Source organism: Stenotrophomonas rhizophila (genome assembly GCF_000661955.1).
GTDB classification, from domain to species: domain Bacteria; phylum Pseudomonadota; class Gammaproteobacteria; order Xanthomonadales; family Xanthomonadaceae; genus Stenotrophomonas; species Stenotrophomonas rhizophila.
In genome coordinates this window covers 1,593,020-1,615,433 of record NZ_CP007597.1, presented here as the reverse complement: position 1 = coordinate 1,615,433, position 22,414 = coordinate 1,593,020, and the positions used below count along the sequence as shown (strand labels likewise).

Genomic DNA, 22,414 nt, shown 5'->3' with positions numbered 1-22,414 from the left:
GGGGTGCTTGCCTCAGCGGGTGGCCCATTCGTGGATGCGGGCGGTGGCACTGCCGTGCACCAGCAGCGGATCGGTGTCCACCAGCGCCTGCGCGGCGGCCAGGTCGGCCACGTCCTGCAGCACGTAGGCGCCCCCGCTCTTGTCGGTGAAGCCGCCGGTCAGCAGCAGCTGGCCGCGTGCGCGCACCTCATCGAGGAAGCGTACGTGTTCGGCGCCCACCTCGTCGCGGAAGTCCGGGGTGCGGGTGACCAGTACCAGGTAGCAGATGTTCATGGGGTGTCCATTCGGGGGGTCGGGCAGCGCCGTTGTGGTGGTCTGCCGGGCAGAGCCCGGCACTACCGTCGTTGTGGTTACACCAGCGCGGCCCAGCGGGCGCGCAGTTCGTCCAGCCGCAGGTCGGCGGCCGCGCCGGGCGACACGCGCGCGGCCAGGCTGCCTTCGGGCGTGCGCCCCTGCCCGGCACTGTCGGCGCCGGCCGCGGCGGCCTTGTAGGCCTCGCGGAACGGAACGCCGGCCACCGCCGCTTCCACCGCGACGTCAGTGGCATACATGCCCGAGTCGATCGCCGCGCGCAGCTTGTCGTCGCGCCATTCCAGGTTGGCCAGCAACGCCGGCAGCAGTTCCAGCGCGGCCAGGCCACGGCCGAAGCCGTGGAAGATGGCGCCCTTGCTGCTCTGCAGGTCACGGTGATAGCCGGACGGCAGCGACAGCAGTTGCTCGATCTCGGTACGTGCGGCGGCCACGCTGGCGTGGGTGGCGCGCATCAGTTCGATCACGTCCGGGTTGCGCTTGTTGGGCATGATCGAGCTGCCGGTGGTGTACTGCGCCGGCAGCGCCACGAAGCCGAACTCGCCGCTGGTGAACAGCGACAGGTCCCAGGCGATGCGACGCAGGTCCAGGGTGGCACCGCCCAGCGCTTCCAGCGCGGCCAGTTCGAACTTGCCGCGCGACAGCTGCGCGTAGATCGGCGACACCTGCATCCGCGCAAAGCCGAGCGCGGCAGTGGTGTGGGCGCGGTCCAGCGGCAGGTTCACGCCGTACCCGGCAGCGGTGCCGAGCGGGTTGGCGTCGATCAGCGCGAAGGTGTCATGGGCGCGGATCGCGTTGTCGATGAAGGCCTCGGCCCAGCCGGCCCACCACATGCCCGCCGAGGACACCACGGCGCGCTGGATGTGGGTGTAGCCCGGCACCGGCAGGTCCTTCTCGGCCTCGGCGCGGTCCAGCGCCACCTTGGCGATCTCGCGGCTCAGGCCGGCCACGTGCAGCAGCTTGTCCTTCAACCACAGGCGGGTGGCCACCAGGATCTGGTCGTTGCGGCTGCGCCCGGTGTGGATCTTGCGACCGGCATCGCCCAGGCGTTCGGTCAGGCGGGCTTCGATCGCCGAATGGCAATCCTCGAAGCGCTCATCCAGCACGAATGCACCGCTGCGGAAATCGGCACCCAGCACGTCCAGCTCGCGCAGCAGGCCATCCAGCTCGTCGCTGGACAGGATGCCGATGTGCTGCAGGCCCTGCGCGTGCGCCTTGCTGGCGGCAACGTCATACAGGAAGAACTCACGATCCAGGATCACGTCATCGCCGGCCAGGAAGGTCTGGATCTTGGCGTCGACGGCGACGCCCTGCTTCTGCCACAGAAGGTCTGCCATGTCTTGCTCCGTTGGCGGAATCGCTCCGCCGGGTTGTGCGCGCACCGTTGCCGGTGCGCGCCGGTAGGGTTCAGTGCGGGATCGCGGCCAGTTCGTCCAGGCCCAGCGCCAGGTTGAGGTTCTGGATGGCCTGGGTAGCCGCGCCCTTGAGCAGGTTGTCCAGGGTCGCCACCACCACCACCCGCTTGCCACCCGGGGCCACGTCGAAGCCGCCGATCTGCACGCCATGGCGGCCGGCGATCTGGCTGACCCACGGGGCCTCGTCGATCACTTCCACCAGCGCTTCATTGGCGTAGTACTTCTGGTACAGCGCCATCACGTCCTCGCGCTTGACCACGGTGTTCAACCACAGGTTCACGGTCATGGTGATGCCGCGGAAATGCGGTGCCACGTGCGGCATGAACTCCACCGGCACGCGCAGGTGCGCGGTGACTTCGCGCTCGTGCATGTGGTTGGTGAGCGCGTACGGCATCAGGTTGTCGCGCAGCAGCTCCGGGTTGTTCTTGTCCGACGGGGTGGTGCCGGCGCCGGAATACCCGGACACGCCGAAGCACTGCGGCGGGCCGGCCAGCTGGGTCAGCAACGGGCTGATCGCCAGCTGCATCGCGGTGGCATAGCAGCCCGGGTTGCTGATGTGCTTCTGGCCCAGGTAATCGCCCCGGGTCAGTTCGGGCAGGCCGTAGTACCAGCTCGGCTCGAAGCGGTGATCAGCCGACAGGTCCACGATCACCGTGTCCGGCCGGGCCGCGTCCAGCGCGGTGACGAACGGCGCGGCCAGCCCGTTGGGCAGCGCCAGGATCACCGCGTCCATGCCCTTGGCAGCGACCGCGTCGGCGTCGAGGTTTTCGAACAGCAGGGCAGAGCCCTGCTCCACGTCGGGGTGATGGTCGGCCACACGCTGCCCGGCCAGTTCGCGCGAGGACACAAAGCCCAGCTGCAGGTTCGGGTGCGCGGCAATCAGCTTGATCAGCTCGGCGCCGGTGTGGCCACGGGCGCCGACGATGCCGACGGTGTACTGCGGGGAGCTGCTCATGCGTGTGCGTCCAGGCGGTGCTGCAGGTGGCGCTTCACGCCCTGCCATTCCGCATCGATGATGGAGAAGATGACGGTGTCGCGCGGGGTGCCGTCGGGGTGGCGCTTGTGGTTGCGCAGCACGCCGTCCTGCTTGGCACCCAACCGCGCGATCGCGGTACGCGAGGCGAAGTTGAACCAGCTGGTTTCGAACACCACGCTCAGGCACTCCAGCCGCTCGAACGCATGGGTGAGCAGCATCAGCTTGGTCTCGGTGTTGATGCCGGTACGCTGCGCGTCCTGCCCGTACCAGGTGTAGCCGATGCTCAGGCGCGGCACCTCTTCTTCCATCGCGTAGTAGCGGGTGGTGCCCACGACTTCATCGGCCGCGTTGAGCACCACGAACGGCAACACCTTGCCGTCGGCCTGGGCCTGCAGCGCGGCCTGCACGTAGCCGGTCATGGTCTTGGCGCTGGGCACCTGGGTGTACCAGAGGCTGGACAGCGTGCCGTCGCCCAGCGCGCCGCGCAGACCGTCGATGTGCGCCATCTGCAGCGGCTCCAGCCGGGCATGGGTGCCGGCCAGCGTGGGCACTTTGGTCCAATCGGCGTGATTCATCGGGTTCAGCCCTCCAGGCTCGGGGTGCGCAGGGCGCAGTGTTCAACGTAGGTGCGAATGCGCTCGAAGCCGTCGGCGCCAAACCAGAACACCTTCCAGGTGCCCTGTTTGTAGCAGCCGTCGGACTCGGCGTAGTAGAAGTGGTTGATCGGGTTGCCGTTGCGCGAGCGCCAGAACAGCTGCGGGGTTTCCTCCAGCATCACGTTCCACACCGCGCGGCCCAGGCCTTCACCCTGCGCGTCGTCGAGTACTGCGAACTTGTCCAGGTACACGCCTTCGGCCTCGTCGGTGAGGATCACCGCGGCGCGGTAGTTCTCGCTGACGTAGGCGCGCAGCAGCTTGGTCTTCTCGAAGTAGTCCGGCACCAGGGTGCGACCGAAGCTGGATTCGATCAGGCCCTTCAGGCGCGGCAGGTCCAGTTCGTCCCAGGCGGTGGCGCGCAGGACTTTTTCGCCCTTGCGCACCAGCGTGCCCGAGCCCTTGTGAGTGAACAGCTCCTTGGCCAGGTCCGCCGGCCGGGTGATCGACACCGACGACTCCAGCGGCAGCCGATCCAGCAGATCCTTGATCTGTTCGATCTTCACCCGCATGCCGCCGTGGATCCACGGCTGCTGCATCAGCTGGTCGTACTCGGTGGACAGGTTGATCGAGTCGATCACCTTGCCCTCTTCGTCGAGCAGGCCGCCGGTGCCGGTCAGGAAGATGATCTTGTACGGCTGCAGTTCCTGCACCAGCTCATTGGCGGCAAAATCGGCGTTGACGTTGAGGATCTGCCCGCAGCGGGTTTCGCCCAGGCTGGTGATCACCGGGATCGAGCCGGCGCGCAGGCTGGCTTCGATCGGGGCCAGGTTGACCTTCTTCACCTCACCCACCAGGCCATAGGTGGCCTGGTCCATGTACTCGGCTTCGAACACGCCGCCGGTGATCGAGGTGGCGCGGGCGCCGTTCTGCTGCAGCGCCTCCACCAGCTGCAGGTTGGACGCCTGGAACACCCGGCGCACGATCGCCAGGCCTTCCGGCGAGGTGACGCGCAGGCCGTTGACGGTTTCCTTGACGATGCCGGCCGCCGACAGTTCGGCGTCCAGCTGCGGGCCGGCGCCGTGCAGCACGATCGGGGTCAGCCCGACTTCCTGCAGGAACGACAGCGAGGAGGTCAGCGCATCCAGGTCATCGCGCAGCACCGCGCCGCCGACCTTGACCACGGCGAAGCGCTTGGCGTCCAGCTGCGAGAAACGCTTGAGGTACTGGCTGATCTCCTTCGCGCTGGCCATGCTCGAAAGCAGGCGCACGATGGTCTGGCGGGTCTGGCGGTGGGGCTGGGAAGAAGGCATTTCGGTATCGTCACAGGCGGCCGAAGCCGCGATGGGAGTTCCGTCAGTGGGGGACCACGACGGCGTCATTCGATCAGGCACCGTGCGCGATGATGCGGTGCACGGATGCGGTGTAACGCTGCAGCTGCTCCAGCGTCACGAACTCATCGGCGGTGTGGGCCTGGGCGATGTCGCCCGGACCGTACACCAGCGTGGTGTAGCCGCCGGCCGAGAACAGCGAGGCCTCGGTCCAGAAGTCCACCGCGTTGCCGATCGGAATATCCAGGGCATCGGCCACGTCGCGCGCGGCCAGGCGGCGGTTTTCCGCTTCGGCGATGTCGCCGGCCGGGAAACTGGGGCCACGGAAGGTTTCGGTGAACTGCGCCGCGGCCGGTTCGGCAAACCCGGCGAAGGTGGCCAGCAACGCGTCGATGTCCATCGACGGCAGCGGGCGGAAGCCGAACCGCACTTCGGCAGCAGGCGCAATCATGTTGGCCTTGATACCGCCTTCCACCCGGCCGATGTTGAAGCGCAGGCCGGTGAGCCCGCCGAAGCGTGCATGCGCCAGCGATTCCACGTGGTCCAGCGCGCGGTTGCCCCAGCGCATGGCCTGGTGCAGCGCGCTGGCCGCCGCATCCTGCTTGCCCGAGGCATGCCCGGCGCGGCCGGTGAACTGCATCAGCACCGAACTGATGCCACGGTGCGCGAGCACCGCTTCGCTCATGGTCGGCTCGGCCACCAGCACCGCTTCATACGGAATGCCACGGGCCAGGAAGGCAGCGATGCAACGCGGATCGTTGGCTTCCTCGTCGCTGGAGAACAGGAACGCGGCATCGCCATCGCTGGCGTTGGCAGCGGCCACCAGTGCCGCCGCAGCGCCCTTGATGTCACACACGCCCAGCCCGATCACGCGATCCTCGGCGCGCCGCATCACGTGCGGGTCGGCCGTCCAATGCGGCGAATCCGGCACGGTATCCAGGTGCACGTTGAACAGGTACTTCGGGGTGCCACGCACCGCATACAGGCTGACCGCACCGTCGCCATGGTCGATCACCTCCACGTTGAACCCGGGCAGGTTCGCACGCAGGTAATCGAAGATGCCGCCGGTGGTGATCGCCCGCGGCGGATTGCGCGTGTCGAAGGACACGAGCTGCTGCAGGTGATCGAGTGTCTGTTCCAACATGTGTCTGGATATCCGTAGGGTTCAAAATCGGTAGTGCCGGCCGCTGGCCGGCTCTGCAATGATCCGGCCGTTCCAGGAGCCGGCCAGCGGCCGGCACTACCCCTCCATCGGCTTTGCGAGGCGCCGGCCAGCGGCCGGCACCCCGGTGAATCGCCTTAGCGGTTGACCTGCGCGTACAGCGTGGAGCTCATACCAAACAGCTTGATGAAGCCTTCGGCCTCTTCCACGCCCCAGTCGGCCGACTGTGCATACGTAGCGCCCTTGGTGTTGAGCAGGTGCGGCGACTTCACCGCCACGGCATCCACACGGCCACCGCGGGTTTCCAGCACCACTTCGCCGTTGACCTTGGCCTGCGAGGACTTCAGGAAGGCTTCGATGTCGGTCTTCAGCGGGTCGTGGTAGAAGCCTTCGTACACCAGCTCCACCCACTTGCGCGCCACGTCCGGCTTGAAGCGGTTCTGCTGCTTGGTCAGCACGGCGTCTTCCAGCGCGCGGTGCGCGGCCAGCAGCGAGACCAGGCCCGGCGCTTCGAACACGATGCGGCCCTTCAGGCCGATCACGGTGTCACCGGTGTAGACGCCACGGCCCACGCCGTACGGGGCGAACAGCTTGTTGAGCTTGGCCAGGATCTGCTCACCCGGCAGCGCCGTGCCGTCCAGCTCGACGGCTTCGCCTTCGACGAACTTCAGGGTGACCGTCAGTGCCTGTTCCGGCCATTCGCTGCGCGGTGCGCACCAGCCGCGGGCACCTTCGCCCGGGGCTTCCCAACGGTCGATCTCGCCGCCGGACATGGTCAGGCCCAGCAGGTTCTCGTTGATGGTGTAGGCCTGCTGCTTGGCACGCACGCCGAAGCCACGCTCTTCCAGGTACTTCTGCTCGTAGGCGCGGGTCTGGGTGTGTTCCTTCTGGATTTCGCGGATCGGCGCGACGATCTGGTAGTCGCCCAGCGCCTTCACGGCCAGGTCGAAGCGGACCTGGTCATTGCCCATGCCGGTGCAGCCGTGGGCGATGATGTTGGTGCCCAGCTCGGCGGCGCGCTTGAGCGCGGCATCCACGATCAGGTAACGGTCGGACACCAGCAGCGGGTACTGGCCCTGATAGCCCTCGCCGGCCCAAACGAACGGCTTGACGAAGCCGCTCCAGATCGCCGGGCCACCGTCGACGGTGACGTGGCTGGTGACGCCCAGTTCGGCGGCACGCTTCTCGATGAAATCGCGCTCTTCGTCATCCACGCCGCCGGTGTCGGCGAACACGGTATGCACGTTGTAGCCGCGCTCCTGCAGGTACGGCACGCAGAAGCTGGTGTCGAGTCCACCGGAGAAAGCCAGGACGATGTCTTTGTTGCTCATGGGGGTCAGGTCCAATTGGGAGATAAAGAATTGGTAGAGCCGACCGTTGGTCGGCTGAATTGTTCGGTACGCCGGTCGGCTGAAATCCTGCGCCGGTCGGCTGAAATCTTCGGTGTGACGGTTGAGGTGCAGCCGACCAACGGTCGGCTCTACCCCGTTGGCACTAGCGGCCGATCAACGCCGACATGATCGCCTTCTGCACATGCAGGCGGTTTTCAGCCTCGTTGATCGCGATGCACTGCGCCGAGTCCATCACGCCGTCGGTGGCCTTCACGTTGCGGCGCAGCGGCAGGCAATGGCTGAACACGCCGTTGTTGGTCAGCGCCATCTTGGCTTCGTCCACGATGAAGTGCTGGTACTGGTCGCGGATCGGCTTTTCCGGTTCCCAGTTGCCGAAGAACGGCAGCGCGCCCCAGCTCTTGGCGTACACCACGTCGGCGCCGGCGTAGGCGCTGGCGATGTCGTGGCTGACCTGCAGCGACCCACCGCTCTCGGCCACGTTCTGCTCGGCCCAGCCCATGTAGCGCTCGTCCAGGATGTAATCCGGGGTCGGGCACAGCAGGGTCACGTCCATGCCCATGCGGGTGGCGATGGTCAGCGCCGAGTTGGCCACCGCGGTGTTCAGCGGCTTGGGGTGGTAGGTCCAGGTCAGCACGTACTTCTTGCCGCGCAGGTCCTGGGTACCGAAATGCTCCTGCAGCGCCATCACGTGGGCCAGTTCCTGGCACGGGTGGGTGATGGTTTCCATGTTGATCACCGGCACCGGCGAGTACTTGGCGAAGCTCTTGAGCACGATGTCTTCGCGGTCCTTGGCCCAGTCGATGAACTTCGGGAAGGCACGCACCGCGATCAGGTCGCAGTAGCGGCCCAGCACCTTGGCCACTTCGGCGATGTGCTCCTCGGTGTCCCCGTCCATCACCGTGCCCAGGTTGAACTCGATCGGCCATGCGTCCTTGCCCGGCTGCAGCACGATGGCGTGCCCGCCCAGCTGGAAGGCACCCAGCTCGAAGCTGGTGCGGGTGCGCATGGAGGGATTGAAGAACACCAGGGCAATCGACTTGCCCTTGAGCTCGTCGCCCAGCTTGTTGCGCTTGAACAGCGCGGCCTGGGTCAGCAGGGCATCCAGGTCGGTGCGGCTCCAATCCTGGGTGTTCAGGAAGTGCTTCAGGGACATCGATCGATCCTTTGCGGCTGGTTTTCCACCGTTGCCGGCGGAGGTTGGGGGCGCCGGGGCGCGTTCAGGGCTCAACAAAACGTATACAGATGAAACTTTTCAGATCGTAGAAACGAAAAAACCCAGCGCGGGGGCTGGGTTTTCCGAACAGACAGCACGAAGCTCCGGTTACCCAGCGAAAATGTGGGGTTCCGGTCGGCGGGCACGCGACGTCATGCCCGTAGCCATACGGGCGGCGCTGGTGTCGTGCTGGAAGTCGGTGAGTTTCATGGCCGCCCATCTTTGCATGCACCCCGGGTGGGTGCAAGGCCTGAATGTCAATTGTGGGCACCGGCCGTGGCCGGGTACGCCCCTCACGGGGTGGGACACCCTTCACAGGGCCGGTGAACGGCCTCAGGGATTGGCCGCGCTGCCCTGCTCGGCGCCGATCCACGGGGTGATCGAGACGCGGATCTTGAGCCGGTTGCCCGGATCTTCGGGCAGGCGCGAGCGGTACTTGGTGCCCTTGTAGACGTAATCCACGTCGTAGGCGATCGGCCGGCGGAACTCGCGGCCGACCGGGATGATCCGGCATTCACGGGTCAACAGCGGGCCGTTGTTGGCCGCCGGTGCGGGCGCTTCGGCCACCGGCATCTCTTCCTCGGTGCCGTCTTCGCGGCGGAAGATGGAGCGCACCGAATCCATGAAACGGCCGAACCGGCCCTTGTCTTCCTGCGGCTCTTCCCCGGTGACGTTGACCGGAGCCAGCGTGCGCGTGGAGACCGGCTCGCAGTGTTCTTCGGTGCGGGTCGCGCGCAGCGTCTGGAACACCGGTTCGACGTTGAGCACCTGGGCGTAGTCGAACTTCACGTTCTCCACGATCACCACCCGGTTCCGGACCTCGCCGTCCTGGGCGCAGGCCACGGAGGCAGCACCGCCAAGCAGGCAGGTCAGGGTCAACAACGAAGCGGATTTCATTGGCAACAGGGAAGTGGACAAGGTGGATAGTTTAGGCAGTGCCAGGCACAAGGGGCTGAACATTACCCTTCCGCGATGATTCTGCCCATAGCCCCCCTGCCCCGGGCCGGTTGCCGCGCGGCCCCGGCGCTGGGCGCCGATGTGATCTAAAATCGCGGGCTTGCCCCCTTTTGCCCCCACCACCGCCCCCATGACCCTGCGCCTGCACAACAACCTGACACGCCAGCTCGAACCGTTCACCCCGCTCGATCCGACCTGTCCGACCCTGTATGTGTGCGGCCCCACGGTCTACAACTATGTCCACATCGGCAACGCCCGCGGCCCGGTGGTCTTCGGGGTGCTGGCCGACCTGCTGCGGCGCCGCTTCGGCGGCCTGCGCTACGCCCGCAACATCACCGACGTGGACGACAAGATCAACACCGCCGCGCGTGAACAGGGCGTGCCGATCTCGGCGATCACCGACCGCTTCGCCGCGGCCTACCGGGAGGACATGGCCGCGCTGGGCGTGGTGCCGCCGGACATCGAGCCGGAAGCCACTGCGCACATTCCGCAGATCGTCACCATGATCGAGCAGCTGATCACGGCCGGCCACGCCTACGCCGCCGAAGGCCACGTGCTGTTTTCGGTCGGTTCCTATGCCGGGTATGGCAAGTTGTCGCGCCGCGACCCGGACGAAATGCTGGCCGGCGCACGCGTGGACGTGGCCCCGTACAAGCGCGACCCGGGCGATTTCGTCCTGTGGAAGCCCTCCAGCGACGACCTGCCCGGCTGGGAATCGCCGTGGGGTCGGGGTCGTCCGGGCTGGCACATCGAATGCTCGGCGATGGCGGCCGCGCACCTGGGCCCGACCATCGATATCCATGCCGGTGGCGTGGACCTGCAGTTCCCGCACCACGAGAACGAGATCGCGCAGAGCGAGTGCGCCCACGGCGGCCAGACCTTCGCCCGGTTCTGGCTGCACAACGGCATGCTCAACTTTGGCGGTGCCAAGATGAGCAAGTCGATCGGCAACATCGAGCGCGTGCACGACCTGGTGCGCAAGCATGCGCCCGAGGCGCTGCGCTATGCGCTGCTGTCGGCGCACTACCGGCAGCCGCTGGACTGGTCCGACGCGCTGATCGAACAGTCCGCGCGCACGCTGGACCGGCTGTACGGCACCCTGCGCGACCTGGCCGCCGTCGAGGCCACTGCGTCCATCCCCGCGGAGATGGACGCGGCCCTGGACGACGACCTCAACACGCCGCAGGCCTTGGCCGAACTGGCCCGCATCGCTGGCGAAGCCCGCAAGGCCGCGCCAGCCGACCAGGCCCGCTGGAAGACCGCGCTGCTCGGGGCCGGCCTGGCGCTGGGCCTGCTGCAGCAGGATCCGGCCGCCTGGTTTGGCAACGCACCGGGCGACACCGATGACGATGCGCGCATCCAGGGCTTGATCGATGCCCGCACCGCCGCCAAGCAGGGCCGCGACTTCGCCCGCGCCGACGCCATCCGCGACCAGCTGGCCGCCGAAGGCATCGCGCTGGAAGACACCGCCCAGGGTGTGCGCTGGGTACGCAAGCGTTGATGCCCCGCCCGGCCGACCGCCGGGCGCCACCGCGACACAGATCCGGCCACGGATGGCCGGGTGTTCCCCCCGAACCACCACGGCCTGACCACGGAAGGCAGCTACCGGCCCGGAGTCCCCCATGACCCTTGCTTCCCCGTTCCCGCTTGAACCCACCGCTGCAGAGGCACAGGCGGCCATCGCCGATGAATTCGCCTTCTTCAGCGACTGGTCCGAGCGCTACCAGTACCTGATCGATCTTGGCCGCAAGCTGCCGACCTTCCCCGACGCGTGGAAGACCGAAGAGCACCGCCTGCTGGGCTGCCAGTCGATGGTGTGGATCGTGCCCGAGGGCAACGCGCAGCAGCTGCGCTTCCACGCCATCAGCGACTCGGCGATCGTCTCCGGGCTGATCTACCTCGCCCTGCGGGTGTATTCGGGCCGTTCGGCCGCCGAGATCCTGGCCACCGAACCGACCTACATCCAGGACATCGGCCTGTCCCGCCATCTGTCGCCCACCCGCAGCAACGGCGTTGCGGCGATGCTGGCCTTCATCCGCGAGACCGCGCAGTCGCAGCACGCCCAGTCGTGAGTACCGACGCCCCTGCCGAGCCCGCCGAAAGCGCGCTGACCCTGCTGGCCCGTCCCGGCTTCTCGCTGCTGCTGGCCTACCGCATCTGCGCGATGCTGTCCTACCAGATCGTGGCGGTCACGGTGGGCTGGCACATCTACGAAGTGACCCGCAATCCGTTCTCGCTGGGCCTGGTGGGGCTGGCCGAGGTGCTGCCGTTCTTCTGCGTGGCCCCGTTCGCCGGCTATCTGGTCGACCACCTGCCCCGCCGCCGGCTGGGCATGGTTGCCGCCAGCGGCCTGGTGCTGACCGCCGTGGTGCTCACCGCCGTAGCCCAGGGCTGGCTGCCGTTCCACGGGGTGTGGCCGATCTATGCGGCCATCGCCATGACCGGCATGGTCCGGGCGTTCCTGTCGCCGATCTACAACGCCCTGTTCGCCCGCGTGCTCGAGCGCCAGCAGTACGCGCGTGGTGCGGGCCTGGGCGCGGTGGTGTTCCAGGCCGGCATGGTGGCCGGCCCGGCGCTGGGCGGCCTGCTGGTGGCCTGGGGCGGCAAGGGGGTGGCCTATGGCGTGGCGGTGGCGGTGGCGTTGATCGCGGTCGGCTGCCTGGCCGTGCTGCGCGTCTCCGAACCGGTGCACACCGGCCCGGCCGCGCCGATCTTCAAGAGCATCGCCGAGGGCGGTCGCTTCGTGCTCGGCAACCGGATCATGGTCGGGGCGATGGCACTGGACATGTTTTCGGTGCTGCTCGGCGGTGTGGTGGCGATGCTGCCGGCGTTCCTGCATGAAATCCTGCACCACGGCCCGGAAGGCCTGGGCATCCTGCGCGCGGCCCCCGCGCTCGGGTCGGTCTGCGTGGGCCTGTGGCTGGCCCGCCGGCCGCTGCAGCGCAATGCCGGCCGCGTACTGCTGTTCGCGGTGGCCGGCTTCGGCCTGTGCGTGATCGGCTTCGGGCTGTCGCACAGCTTCTGGCTGTCGGCGCTGATCCTGTTGTTCTACGGGGCATTCGACGGCGTGTCGGTGGTGGTCCGCTCGACCATCCTGCAGCTGGCCACGCCGGAGGAGATGCGCGGCCGCGTGTCGTCCATCAATGGCATCTTCATCAGTTCGTCCAACGAACTGGGCGCGTTCTATGCGGGCACCATGGCCAAGCTGTTGGGTCTGGCCCCGGCCGTGGTCCTGGGCGGTTTCGCCGTGCTCAGCGTGGCCGGCATCACCGCCTGGAAGAACCCGACGCTGCGCCGGTTGAACCTGCGGGATCTGCAGTAGGTACCGACCGTTGGTCGGTACGGCGTTGTCGCACCCCCGTGGCGACGGCAGCCGACCAACGGTCGGCTCTACCCCGGTGCGGCCCGTGATGGGTTCCGACCCGCACATGCGACGCACCGTCAAGGCGCTGGCGGGTCACCCTAGGCAGGACCGTTGGCGCCATGGATGGCGCCAGACGAGCACCATGGAGGGGATCTGGCGTGTCCTGCCGAGGGTGACCCGCCAGCGCCCGCGAGATGGCAATCAGGCGCCGCGCCCCTCGCCACCGAACCACAAAAAAGCCCGGCCGAAGCCGGGCTTTTCACTATCCATCAACCACCAGAAAATCAGTCGCCCTGCTGCTTCTGCAGGTGCTCCCAACGTTCCTGGGCGTCGATCGTGCGCTCAGCGGTGAGACGCGCTTCCAGACGATCCAGGCCGATCTCTTCGCCGGTGTCCACGCAGTAGCCGTAGTCACCGTCTTCCAGACGCTTCAGCGTGCTGTTGATCTTGCCGATCAGCTTGCGGTAACGATCGCGGGTACGCAGTTCCAGCGAGTTCTCGGTCTCGCGGGTGGCGCGTTCGGCTTCATCGCCGATGTCACGCACTTCTTCCTGCAGGTTGGCGATGGTCTGCTTGGATTCCTCCACCAGATCATTGCGCCAGTGCTGCAGACGCTGGCGGAAATACTCCAGCTGCAGCGGGCTCATGTATTCCTCTTCCGCACTCGGCTTGTAGCCGTCGGGCAGGATCGGACGACCGGTGGCTTCGTCAGTCTTGTATTCCACCACCTTGACCTTGGTGCGCGGTGCCGGGGCGGACGAGCGCGCTGCCACGGCAACGGCGACCTTGCCGACCGGACGCGACACGGGCTTGGGGGCGGACTCGGACTTGGCGGGGGTTTTTGCAGGCGATTTCGAAACGGGCACGGGATTCTTGTTTTGCGGGGCCTTGGAGGCGGGGGCGGCTGCTGCCGGCGCCGGCGCGGACGCCGGAGGGGTAGCAGGTTTGGCCGCGCTCTTGGCCGGGACAGACTTGGCCGGCGCCGGCGATGCCGGCTTCGGTGCGGACTTCACTACGGGTGCTGCAACCGGCTTGGCGGCCGGCTTGGTTGCCACGGGCTTGCTGGCGGTTTTACTTGCCTTCACCGGCTTGGCTGGCGGCTGTTTGACCGCCGCCTTCTTCACCGGTGCTGGCGTGGAGGCCGGCTTGACAGCTGCCGGCTTCACGGATTTTTTCGCGACGGTCTTGGCCGATGCAGTCTTTTTCACCGGCGCCTTGGCGACCGGCTTGGCCACCGCGGCCTTCTTGGCCACGACCTTCTTGGCAGGCGCGGCCTTCTTCACCGGCGCCTTGCTCACCACCGGCTTCTTGGCGACGGCTTTCTTCACCGCCTTGGCCGGGGTCTTGGCGACAGGTTTCTTTACGGGTGCCGTCCTGGCCGCCGGTTGTTTGGATGCAGGCTTGCCAGCCGGCTTGGCAGCCGGTTTCTTGGCAACGGACTTGGCCGCCAACTTCTTAACAACAGGCTTGGCGGTTTTCTTGGCGGCCTTGACGGCCTTCTTTGCAGTTTTTTTAGCAGCCACGAAACGCTCTTCCTTGGTTTCCCCGGGGCCCGGGAAAGCGGGCCTTTATAGCCTACCCGACCAGCAGCAGCAACCACACCGCCTACTCCGTTCAGCCCCGGAGTCGCAAGGCGTGGAGCCGGTCCGCCCGTCCAGCGGGGCCGGCTTGCGCAGTTCGGTACCTGACCCGGCCAACGGCCGGGGCGGCCCGCCACGCGCGTGGGCGCGGAGGGGACCAACGTCCCATCCTGCGACAAATGCGCCCTTCATGCCAACTGCCTTAAGATTGGCAGGTGATCTCACGCCTGCTCATTGCCCTGCTGCGCTTCTACAAGCGCTTCATCAGCCCGCTGCTGGGGCCGCGCTGCCGCTTCATGCCCAGCTGTTCTGAATACGCCATGCAAGCCATCGCCACGCATGGGCCCGCGCGCGGCAGCTGGCTCGCCGCGCGCCGCCTGGGCCGCTGCCATCCCTTCCATCCCGGTGGCATCGACGAGGTGCCCCCGCGCGCCGCGCACGACGCTGCCTGCCGCTGCACAGGAAAACACTGAAATGTCCTCCACGCTCATCGTCAACGCCCGCCTGGTCAACGAAGGCACCATCCGTCAGGGCGACCTGCGCATCGAAAACGGCCGCATCGCGCAGATCGGTACCGGCCTGGAGGCGCGCCCGGGTGAAACCGTGGTCGATGCCGCCGGCCGCTGGCTGCTGCCGGGCATGATCGACGACCAGGTCCATTTCCGCGAACCGGGCCTGACCCACAAGGGCGACATCGCCACCGAGTCGGCCGCGGCCGTGGCCGGCGGGCTGACCAGCTTCATGGACATGCCCAACACCAACCCGCCCACGCTCAACGCCGAGATCCTGCAGGCCAAATACGACGCCGCCGCCGGTCGCGCGCGCGCCAACTACGGCTTCTACATGGGCGCCAGCAACGACAACCTGGCCCACATCCAGTCGCTGGACCCCAAGACCGCACCGGGCATCAAGGTGTTCATGGGCGCCTCCACCGGCAACATGCTGGTAGACAACCCGGAAACCCTCGACGCCATCTTCCGCGACGCGCCGACGCCGATCATCACGCATTGCGAAGACACCCCGATGATCGATGCCAAGGCCAAGGAGTACGCCGAGAAGTACGGCGATGCGCTCAGCGCCGAGCAGCACCCGGACATCCGCTCGCGCGAGGCCTGCCTGAAGTCCTCCGAGCTGGCCGTGTCGCTGGCCAAAAAGCATGGCACCCGCCTGCACGTGCTGCACATCTCCACCGCCGACGAGCTCAAGCTGTTCGAACGCGGCCCGCTGATCCGCGCCGATGGCAGCCGCAAGCAGATCACCGCCGAAACCTGCATCCATTTCCTGCGCTTTGACCGCAGCGATTACGCGCGGCTGGGTAACCTGATCAAGTGCAACCCGGCGATCAAGGAAGCCAGCGACCGCGAAGCGCTGACCCGCGCCGTGGCCGAGGACGTGATCGACGTGCTGGCCACCGACCACGCCCCGCACACCTGGGAAGAAAAGCAGAAGCCCTACCCGCAGGCGCCGTCGGGCCTGCCACTGGTGCAGTACGCGCTGGTGGCCGCGCTGGAGCTGGTGCACGAAGGCAAGCTGGAGATCACCCAGGTGGTGCAGAAGTTCGCCCATGCGCCGGCGCAGCTGTTCGACGTGAGCCAGCGCGGCTACCTGCGCGAAGGCTATTTCGCCGACCTGGTGCTGGTGGAGGACGTGCCGTTCACCGTGAAGCGTGAGGACGTGCTGTCCAAGTGCGGCTGGTCGCCGTTCGAGGGCATGACCTTCCGTTCGCGCATCGCCTCGACCTGGGTCAACGGCGAGCAGGCGTGGGACGGCGAGAAGCTGGTGGGCGCGCCGAACGGCCAGCGCATGAGCTTCGACCGCTGATGCGGGCATCGATGCTGGGCCTGGCCCTGCTGGCGGCAGGTGGCGCGGGCGTGGCCGCCCTGCTGCCTGCGCCGGCTCAGGCGCAGGCCGACACGCGTGTGGTGTTTCCGGCCAGCGCCTCGCAGGGCGCGATGGTGATCGGCAAGGTGCCGGCTGGCAGCGTTGTGCAGTACGCCGGTCGCACGTTGCGGGTGAGCGGCTATGGCAGCGTGGTGTTCGGCATCGGCCGCGATGAGAAGGGACCGCTGCAGCTCCAGGTGCAGCGCCCCGACAGCGGCAGTGACACGGTGAGCATCGCGGTGACCCCGCGCGACTGGCCGACCGAACGCGTCAACGGCGTGCCGCCCAAGACGGTCAACCCGCCCCCGGCGATTGCCGAACGGATCAAGCGCGAGCAGGCCCAGGTGACGGCGGCGCGTGCGCGCGACGACGACCGTGCCGACTTCGCCAAGCCCTTCATCTGGCCGGTGCAGGGGCGCATCAGCGGACGCTTCGGCAATGCCCGGGTGTACAACGGCCAGCCCGGCGCAGGCCATTCGGGCATGGACATCGCCGTACCCACCGGCACGCCGGTCAAGGCCCCCGCGGCCGGCGTGGTGACCTTCGCCGGCCCGGACCTGTACCTCACCGGCGGCACCTTGCTGCTGGACCACGGCTTCGGCATCAGCTCGAACTTCCTGCACCTGTCGCGCATCGACGTGAAGGTGGGCGATCGCGTCGAGCAGGGCCAGGTGATTGCCGCGGTTGGGGCCACCGGCCGTGCCACCGGCCCGCACCTGCATTGGGGCATGAACTGGTTCGACACCCGCATCGACCCACTGCTGGTGCTCGACCGCAGCAAATAACCGGTAGGCATCGACCGTTGGTCGATGCACGGTAGTGCCGGCCGCTGGCCGGCTCCCCACCATCCACGCATCGCGCGAAGAGCAGCCGGGCAGAGCCCGGCGCTACGGGTGTTGCAATCCGGCGCCGACCAACCGGTAGGCATCGACCGTTGGTCGATGCGTGCACAACAACCGGTAGTGCCGGCCGCTGGCCGGCTCCCCGCCATCCATGCATCGCGCGAAGAGCAGCCGGGCAGAGCCCGGCGCTACGGGTGATGCAATCCGGCGCCGACCAACCGGTAGGCATCGACCGTTGGTCGATGCACGCGCGACAACCGGTAGTGCCGGCCGCTGGCCGGCTCCCCACCCTCCATGCATCGCGCGAAGAGCAGCCGGGCAGAGCCCGGCGCTACGGGTGATGCAATCCGCCGCCGACCAACCGGTAGGCATCGACCGTTGGTCGATGCGTGCGCGACAACCGGTAGTGCCGGCCGCTGGCCGGCTCCCCCACCATCCATGCATCGCGCGAAGAGCAGCCGGGCAGAGCCCGGCGCTACGGGTGTTGCAATCCGCCGCCGACCAACCGGTAGGCATCGACCGTTGGTCGATGCGTGCGCAACAACCGGTAGTGCCGGCCGCTGGCCGGCTCCCCACCATCCGTGCATCGCGCGAAGAGCAGCCGGGCAGAGCCCGGCGCTACGGGTGATGCAATCCGGCGCCGACCAACCGGTAGGCATCGACCGTTGGTCGATGCGTGCACAACAACCGGTAGTGCCGGCCGCTGGCCGGCTCCCCACCATCCATGCATCGCGCAAACAGCAGCCGGGCAGAGCCCGGCGCTACGGGTGATGCAATCCGCCGCCGACCAACCGGTAGGCATCGACCGCTATTCGATGCGTGCACAACAACCGGTAGTGCCGGCCGCTGGCCGGCTCCCCACCATCCATGCATCGCGCGAAGAGCAGCCGGGCAGAGCCCAGCGTTACGGGTGATGCAGCGGCGTGGCGCCCGATCAGCCCCGGCCGGCCCACCACGTGCGCAGCAGCGTGCGCATCGGCGTGACCTTCAGCTCGCGACCCTGCGCACTGGCCTGCAGCCGCGTGCGCGCCAGCGAGGCGTACATGCGCCGTGCGCGCGGGCCCGACACGCGGGCCGGCCACCGCGCCAGCAGCTGCTGTGCCCAGCGCTGCGCGGCATCGCCTTCGCCGGCGGCCAGCAGCGAACGCGGCACGGCCGCCACACCGGCGGCATTCAGCCGCTGGGCCAACGTCTGCACCAGCACCGGGGTGGCCACATCACCGCGCGCGGGCGTATCGAACATCACCGCTTCCACCGCGGCTACCGCGGCCGCATACGGCTGCAGCGCCTTGAATGCCTGCGCCGGCTCCAGTGCGGCCGCGCGGGCTTCGATCAGGTCCGGCAGCGCATCGGCCAATGCGGTCCACGGCGCACGCACCGGCTCCAGCAGGCGGCCCAGCGGGTGGCGCGAGCGCTGCCCGGCCCAGCTGCGCAGCTCCTCGCCCCACCACGCCAGCTTGGCATCGGCCGGCATCGGGTCGCCACTGGTATTGAGAATGTCGTCGAACTCCTGCAGCAGCGTGAACCACGCCACCACCAGGGTGCGCTGCGCCTCCGGGACGAACGGTTCGGCCACCGACCATTCCGGCCAGCGGGTGCGCCACTTGTCCAGGAAACTGTCGAGGGCGCTGGAAGTTGTCACGGGGGAAATCCTTGCAAAGGGGCGGTGCCCACCAACGGTGGATACCTACCGGGGGTGCGCAGCGGCTCAACGCCGGTGCGTGCCTGGGTTGTGGTGTGTACCCACCAACGGTGGGCACCTACCAGATCGCGTGTGTACCCACCAACGGTGGGTACCTACCGGATCGCTACGGGTCAGCCGCGTGTGGGCGGCCAGGCATCGGCGCGCTGCAGCTGCGCGGGGTGCTCGATCATGCGCTCGGCGCCCCAGGCCAGCGGGTCGTCGGCGTCCAGCCGGTAGCCCCAGAGGGCAGCGACCGAGGCCATGCCCGCCGCGTTGGCGGCCACGATGTCGCGCTCGTCATCGCCCACGTAGATGCAGGTGCCCGGCGCGATGTTCATGCGCTCGGCCGCGGCCAGCAGCGGCAGCGGGTGCGGCTTGCGCTGGGCCAGGGTGTCGCCACCGATCAGCACCTTGCAGCGCGCGTCCCAGCCCAGCTGCGGCACGATCAGCCGCGCCAGGTACTCGGGCTTGTTGGTCACGATGCCCCAGGCGCAGCCCGCGGCATCCAGCGCATCGAGCATGCCGGCCACGCCGTCGAACAGCACCGCGTGCTGGCCGATCAGCGCTTCATAACGCTGCAGGAACTCGGGCACCAGCGCGTCGCGCTCGACCTGGCCAAGCTCGGGAAACGCCACTGACACCATCGCGCGCGACCCCTTGGACACCACCGGACGCAAGGCGTCCAGGCGGATCGGGGCGCGATCGCGCGCGGCCAGCATCGCGTTGGCGGTGGCCAGCATGTCCGGCGCGCTGTCCAGCAGCGTGCCGTCCAGGTCGAACAGAGCCGCGTGCGGAAAACCGGACTCAGACACCGGCGGCATCGTCCGGCTTGACCGCGTGGGCCAGGTAGTTGATGTCGGTGCGGGTGCTCAGCCGCGCGCGATTGCGCCACGGCTCGTAGGCCATGCCGCTGACGTCGCGCAGGCTCAGGTCGGCCTCGCGCAGCCACTTGCCCAGCTCGGCCGGCTTGATGAAGTCCTGGTAGTGGTGCGTGCCCTTGGGCAGCAGCCGCGCCACGTACTCAGCACCGACGATGGCCACCGCGAAGGCGGCCGGGGTGCGGTTGACCGTGGACAGGAACAGCTGGCCGCCCGGCTTGAGCAGGCGGTGGCAGGCGGCAATGATCGCGCCCGGGTCCGGCACGTGCTCCAGCATTTCCATGCAGGTGACCACGTCGAAGCTGCCCGGCTGTTCGGCGGCCAGGTCCTCGGCGGCCTGCACGCGGTAGTCCACCGTCACGCCCGACTCCAGGCTGTGCAGGCGCGCCACCTTGACCAGTTCCGGGGCCAGGTCGATCGCAGTGACGTCGGCGCCCTCCTTGGCCAGTGCTTCGCTGAGCAGGCCACCACCGCAGCCGATATCCAGCACGCGGGCGCCGCGCAGCGGCACGCGCTGGGCGACGTACTGCAGGCGGACCGGGTTCAGCGCATGCAGCGGCTTCTGCGGGCCGTCGACGTCCCACCAGCGGTTGGCGAGGGCGGCGAACTTGTCCAGTTCGGCCTGGTCGAAATTGGTGGAAGCGTGAGGGGTGTTCATGGGGATCCTTGGTGCATCAAGCACGGATGTGTCGGATGCGCTCGCGCCACTGGCGCGCGTTGGCGACGATCGCCGCGGTGTCCATGCCGACCAGTTCGCGCTGTACCAGCTTGGGCTGGCCGGCGATCCAGACATCGCTGACCTGGTGGCGGCCGGCGGCGTAGACAAGCTGCGAGAGCACATGGTGCAGCGGCTGGGTTTCAAGCGCGGACAGGTCCACGCAGACCAGGTCGGCCTGCTTGCCCACTTCGATCGAGCCGATGCGGTCGCCGAAGCCCAGCGCGCGCGCGCCGCCCAGGGTGGCCGCGCGCAGCGTGGTGGCCGCGTCCAGCGCGGTGGCATCGTTGGCCACGGCCTTGGCCAGGATCGCCGCGGTGCGGTTCTCGCTGAACATGTCCAGGTCGTTGTTGCTGGCGCAGCCATCGGTACCGATGGCCAGGTTCACGCCGGCACGCTGCAGCGCGCACGCCGGGCAGAAGCCGGAGGCCAGCTTGAGGTTGGATTCGGGGCAATGCACCACGCTCACGCCGCGCTCGGCGCACAGGTGGATTTCCGCTTCGGTCAGCTGGGTCATGTGCACCGCGATCAGGCGGTCGTTGACCAGGCCCAGGCGGTCCAGCCGTGCCAGCGGGCGCTGGCCGTGCAGCTTGATCGAATCGGTGATTTCCTGCGCGGTTTCATGCGTGTGCAGGTGCACCTGCATGTCCAGCTGGTCGGACAGCATGCGCACGCGTTCGAAATTGGCGTCGTTGACGGTGTACGGCGCGTGCGGCGCGAACGAGGTGCCGATCAGCGGGTCGTTGCGCCACTGGTCGTGCAGCTCGCCCGCCTTGGCGAAGTATTCGTCGTCGGTCTTGGCCCAGGCGGTCGGGAAATCGATGATCACCGCGCCAACCAGGGCACGGAAGCCGTGCTGCTTATAGACGGCGGCCTGGACGTCGGAGAAGAAGTAGTTTTCGTTGGCGCAGGTGGTACCGCCGCGCAGCATCTCGGCGATCGCCAGGGTGGTGCCGTCGGCCACGAATTCCGGGCCGATCACCGCCGCTTCCACCGGCCAGATGTGCTGCTGCAGCCAGACCATCAGCGGCAGGTCGTCGGCGACGCCCCGCAGCAGGGTCATCGGGTTATGGGTGTGTGCGTTGACCAGGCCCGGCATCAGGGCCGCGTCGGGGCGGGATACGGTCTGCTTGGGGGCAAAGCGCTCTCGCGCTTCGGCGCGCGGCAGGATCGCGATGATCTCGCTGCCGCGTACGGCCACGGCATGGTCTTCCAGCACCACCGCATGCGGTTCGATCGGGACCACGTAGCCGGCTTCGATCAGCAGGTCACAGGTTTCGGGAATGCGTGCGGTGTCGGTCATGCGGGCTCACTTGTCTGGGCGGACGACCCGAGGGTGTGGGCGACCGGGACGCTCTGGAACGGGACGCTTTTGACGTAGAGCCGACCGTTGGTCGGCTGCGTGTGGCATCGGCAGCCGACCAACGGTCGGCTCTACGGGATGCTGCAGCCGACCAACGGTCGGCTCTACCGTAATTCGGCCTTGGCCGCCAACAGCAGCCGACCAACGGTCGGCTCTACCGTAATCCGGCCTTGGCCGCCAACAGCAGCCGACCAACGGTCGGCTCTACCGTAATCCGGCTTCGCCGGATTACTTGCCTGCGCGTGCGGAGTATTCGCCCGAGCGGGTGTCGACCTTGATGATTTCATCCTGGTTGACGAACAGCGGCACGCGGACCACGGCGCCGGTTTCCAGGGTGGCCGGCTTGCCGCCGCCGCCGGAGGTGTCGCCACGGACGCCCGGGTCGGTTTCGGTGATCTTCAGCTCGACGAAGTTCGGCGGCTGGACGAAGATCGGCTCGCCGTTCCACAGGGTGACGATGCAGGACTCTTCGCCCTTCAGCCACTTCTCGGCGCCGCCCATGCCGGACTTGACGGCCTGGACCTGCTCGAAGGATTCCGGGTCCATGAAGTGCCAGTACTCGCCGTCGCTGTACATGAAGTCCATGTTGGTGTCGACGACGTCGGCCTTTTCCACGTCATCGGTGGCCTTCATGGTCATTTCGACCACGCGACCGGACTTGATGAAGCGGTACTTCATGCGGGTGAAGGCCTGGCCCTTGCCCGGCTTGACGTATTCGGTCTCGGTGATGACCGCCGGTTCATTGTTGACCAGGATCTTCATCCCGTTCTTGACATCGTTCATGCCCACAGTGGCCATG

Annotated in this window: 21 protein-coding genes; 6 read left to right on the top strand and 15 right to left on the bottom strand. The window is 67.7% G+C overall.

Translation table 11 applies throughout. From position 1 onward, the window contains the following. Positions 1-12: 12 nt before the first annotated feature. From DX03_RS06830 to DX03_RS06790, 9 genes are all read right to left on the bottom strand, one after another. Positions 13-273 carry a YciI family protein gene (locus DX03_RS06830; RefSeq protein WP_038687434.1) on the bottom strand — a complete coding sequence of 87 codons (261 nt, stop codon included), beginning with the start codon at positions 271-273 and terminating at the stop codon, positions 13-15. A gap of 77 nt (positions 274-350) precedes the next feature. Then, complete coding sequence (argH, locus tag DX03_RS06825; RefSeq protein WP_038687431.1) at positions 351-1,646, bottom strand: argininosuccinate lyase; 1,296 nt, start codon at positions 1,644-1,646, stop codon at positions 351-353. Positions 1,647-1,716: 70 nt separating this feature from the next. Further along, the gene (argC, locus tag DX03_RS06820) at positions 1,717-2,679 is read right to left on the bottom strand and encodes an N-acetyl-gamma-glutamyl-phosphate reductase (protein WP_038687429.1); all 963 of its coding nucleotides are present in this window, start codon (positions 2,677-2,679) and stop codon (positions 1,717-1,719) included. Then, positions 2,676-3,275 carry a GNAT family N-acetyltransferase gene (locus tag DX03_RS06815; protein WP_038687428.1) on the bottom strand — a complete coding sequence of 200 codons (600 nt, stop codon included), beginning with the start codon at positions 3,273-3,275 and terminating at the stop codon, positions 2,676-2,678. The genes argC and DX03_RS06815 overlap by 4 nt, the downstream gene beginning before the upstream one ends. 5 nt (positions 3,276-3,280) lie before the next feature. Then, on the bottom strand, positions 3,281-4,606 hold the full coding sequence (locus DX03_RS06810; RefSeq protein ID WP_038687426.1) for an acetylglutamate kinase: 1,326 nt from the start codon (positions 4,604-4,606) through the stop codon (positions 3,281-3,283). 73 nt (positions 4,607-4,679) lie between these two features. Beyond that, positions 4,680-5,768 (bottom strand): acetylornithine deacetylase, encoded by a 1,089-nt coding sequence (locus DX03_RS06805; RefSeq protein ID WP_038687424.1) that lies wholly within the window; start codon positions 5,766-5,768, stop codon positions 4,680-4,682. 155 nt (positions 5,769-5,923) lie between these two features. Further along, positions 5,924-7,117 (bottom strand): argininosuccinate synthase, encoded by a 1,194-nt coding sequence (locus DX03_RS06800; protein WP_038687422.1) that lies wholly within the window; start codon positions 7,115-7,117, stop codon positions 5,924-5,926. 163 nt (positions 7,118-7,280) lie between these two features. Continuing rightward, positions 7,281-8,291, bottom strand: a complete 1,011-nt coding sequence (locus DX03_RS06795) for an N-acetylornithine carbamoyltransferase (RefSeq protein WP_038687420.1) — start codon at positions 8,289-8,291, stop codon at positions 7,281-7,283. 393 nt (positions 8,292-8,684) lie between these two features. Continuing rightward, positions 8,685-9,248 carry a hypothetical protein gene (locus DX03_RS06790; protein WP_038687418.1) on the bottom strand — a complete coding sequence of 188 codons (564 nt, stop codon included), beginning with the start codon at positions 9,246-9,248 and terminating at the stop codon, positions 8,685-8,687. Between the two features lie 190 nt (positions 9,249-9,438). Here DX03_RS06790 and cysS point away from each other — a divergent pair, with 190 nt between their 5' ends. From cysS to DX03_RS06775, 3 genes are all read left to right on the top strand, one after another. Then, positions 9,439-10,809 (top strand): cysteine--tRNA ligase, encoded by a 1,371-nt coding sequence (cysS, locus tag DX03_RS06785; protein ID WP_038687416.1) that lies wholly within the window; start codon positions 9,439-9,441, stop codon positions 10,807-10,809. A gap of 121 nt (positions 10,810-10,930) precedes the next feature. After that, positions 10,931-11,380, top strand: coding sequence for a SufE family protein (locus DX03_RS06780; protein ID WP_038687415.1), 450 nt, complete (start codon positions 10,931-10,933; stop codon positions 11,378-11,380). Further along, a complete protein-coding gene (locus DX03_RS06775; RefSeq protein WP_038687413.1) occupies positions 11,377-12,630 on the top strand; it encodes an MFS transporter in 1,254 nt (417 codons plus the stop codon). The genes DX03_RS06780 and DX03_RS06775 overlap by 4 nt, the downstream gene beginning before the upstream one ends. Positions 12,631-12,956: 326 nt before the next feature. Here the strand turns inward: DX03_RS06775 and dksA are convergent, their stop codons facing one another. Next, on the bottom strand, positions 12,957-14,195 hold the full coding sequence (gene dksA, locus DX03_RS20640) for an RNA polymerase-binding protein DksA (RefSeq protein ID WP_081797174.1): 1,239 nt from the start codon (positions 14,193-14,195) through the stop codon (positions 12,957-12,959). 272 nt (positions 14,196-14,467) lie between these two features. Between dksA and yidD the strand changes: the two genes are divergently transcribed. Genes yidD through DX03_RS06750 form a run of 3 tightly spaced genes read left to right on the top strand, consistent with a single transcriptional unit; the run spans position 14,468 to position 16,918 of the window. Then, entirely contained in the window at positions 14,468-14,725 is a 258-nt protein-coding gene (gene yidD / locus DX03_RS06760; RefSeq protein WP_019182827.1) for a membrane protein insertion efficiency factor YidD, read from the top strand. Between the two features lies 1 nt (position 14,726). Then, entirely contained in the window at positions 14,727-16,073 is a 1,347-nt protein-coding gene (locus DX03_RS06755) for a dihydroorotase (RefSeq protein ID WP_038687411.1), read from the top strand. Beyond that, complete coding sequence (locus tag DX03_RS06750; RefSeq protein ID WP_038687408.1) at positions 16,073-16,918, top strand: M23 family metallopeptidase; 846 nt, start codon at positions 16,073-16,075, stop codon at positions 16,916-16,918. The genes DX03_RS06755 and DX03_RS06750 overlap by 1 nt, the downstream gene beginning before the upstream one ends. A gap of 991 nt (positions 16,919-17,909) precedes the next feature. Here DX03_RS06750 and DX03_RS06745 read toward each other — a convergent pair. From DX03_RS06745 to efp, 5 genes are all read right to left on the bottom strand, one after another. Then, on the bottom strand, positions 17,910-18,617 hold the full coding sequence (locus tag DX03_RS06745) for a squalene/phytoene synthase family protein (RefSeq protein ID WP_038687406.1): 708 nt from the start codon (positions 18,615-18,617) through the stop codon (positions 17,910-17,912). Between the two features lie 173 nt (positions 18,618-18,790). After that, on the bottom strand, positions 18,791-19,480 hold the full coding sequence (locus DX03_RS06740) for a phosphoglycolate phosphatase (RefSeq protein ID WP_038687404.1): 690 nt from the start codon (positions 19,478-19,480) through the stop codon (positions 18,791-18,793). Next, positions 19,464-20,195, bottom strand: a complete 732-nt coding sequence (gene ubiG, locus DX03_RS06735; RefSeq protein WP_038687402.1) for a bifunctional 2-polyprenyl-6-hydroxyphenol methylase/3-demethylubiquinol 3-O-methyltransferase UbiG — start codon at positions 20,193-20,195, stop codon at positions 19,464-19,466. Before ubiG ends, DX03_RS06740 begins: the two co-directional genes overlap by 17 nt. Before the next feature lie 16 nt (positions 20,196-20,211). After that, a complete protein-coding gene (locus tag DX03_RS06730) occupies positions 20,212-21,555 on the bottom strand; it encodes a TRZ/ATZ family hydrolase (RefSeq protein WP_038687400.1) in 1,344 nt (447 codons plus the stop codon). 288 nt (positions 21,556-21,843) lie between these two features. Further along, positions 21,844-22,413, bottom strand: coding sequence for an elongation factor P (efp, locus tag DX03_RS06720; protein WP_038687396.1), 570 nt, complete (start codon positions 22,411-22,413; stop codon positions 21,844-21,846). Between the last annotated feature and the right edge of the window lies 1 nt (position 22,414).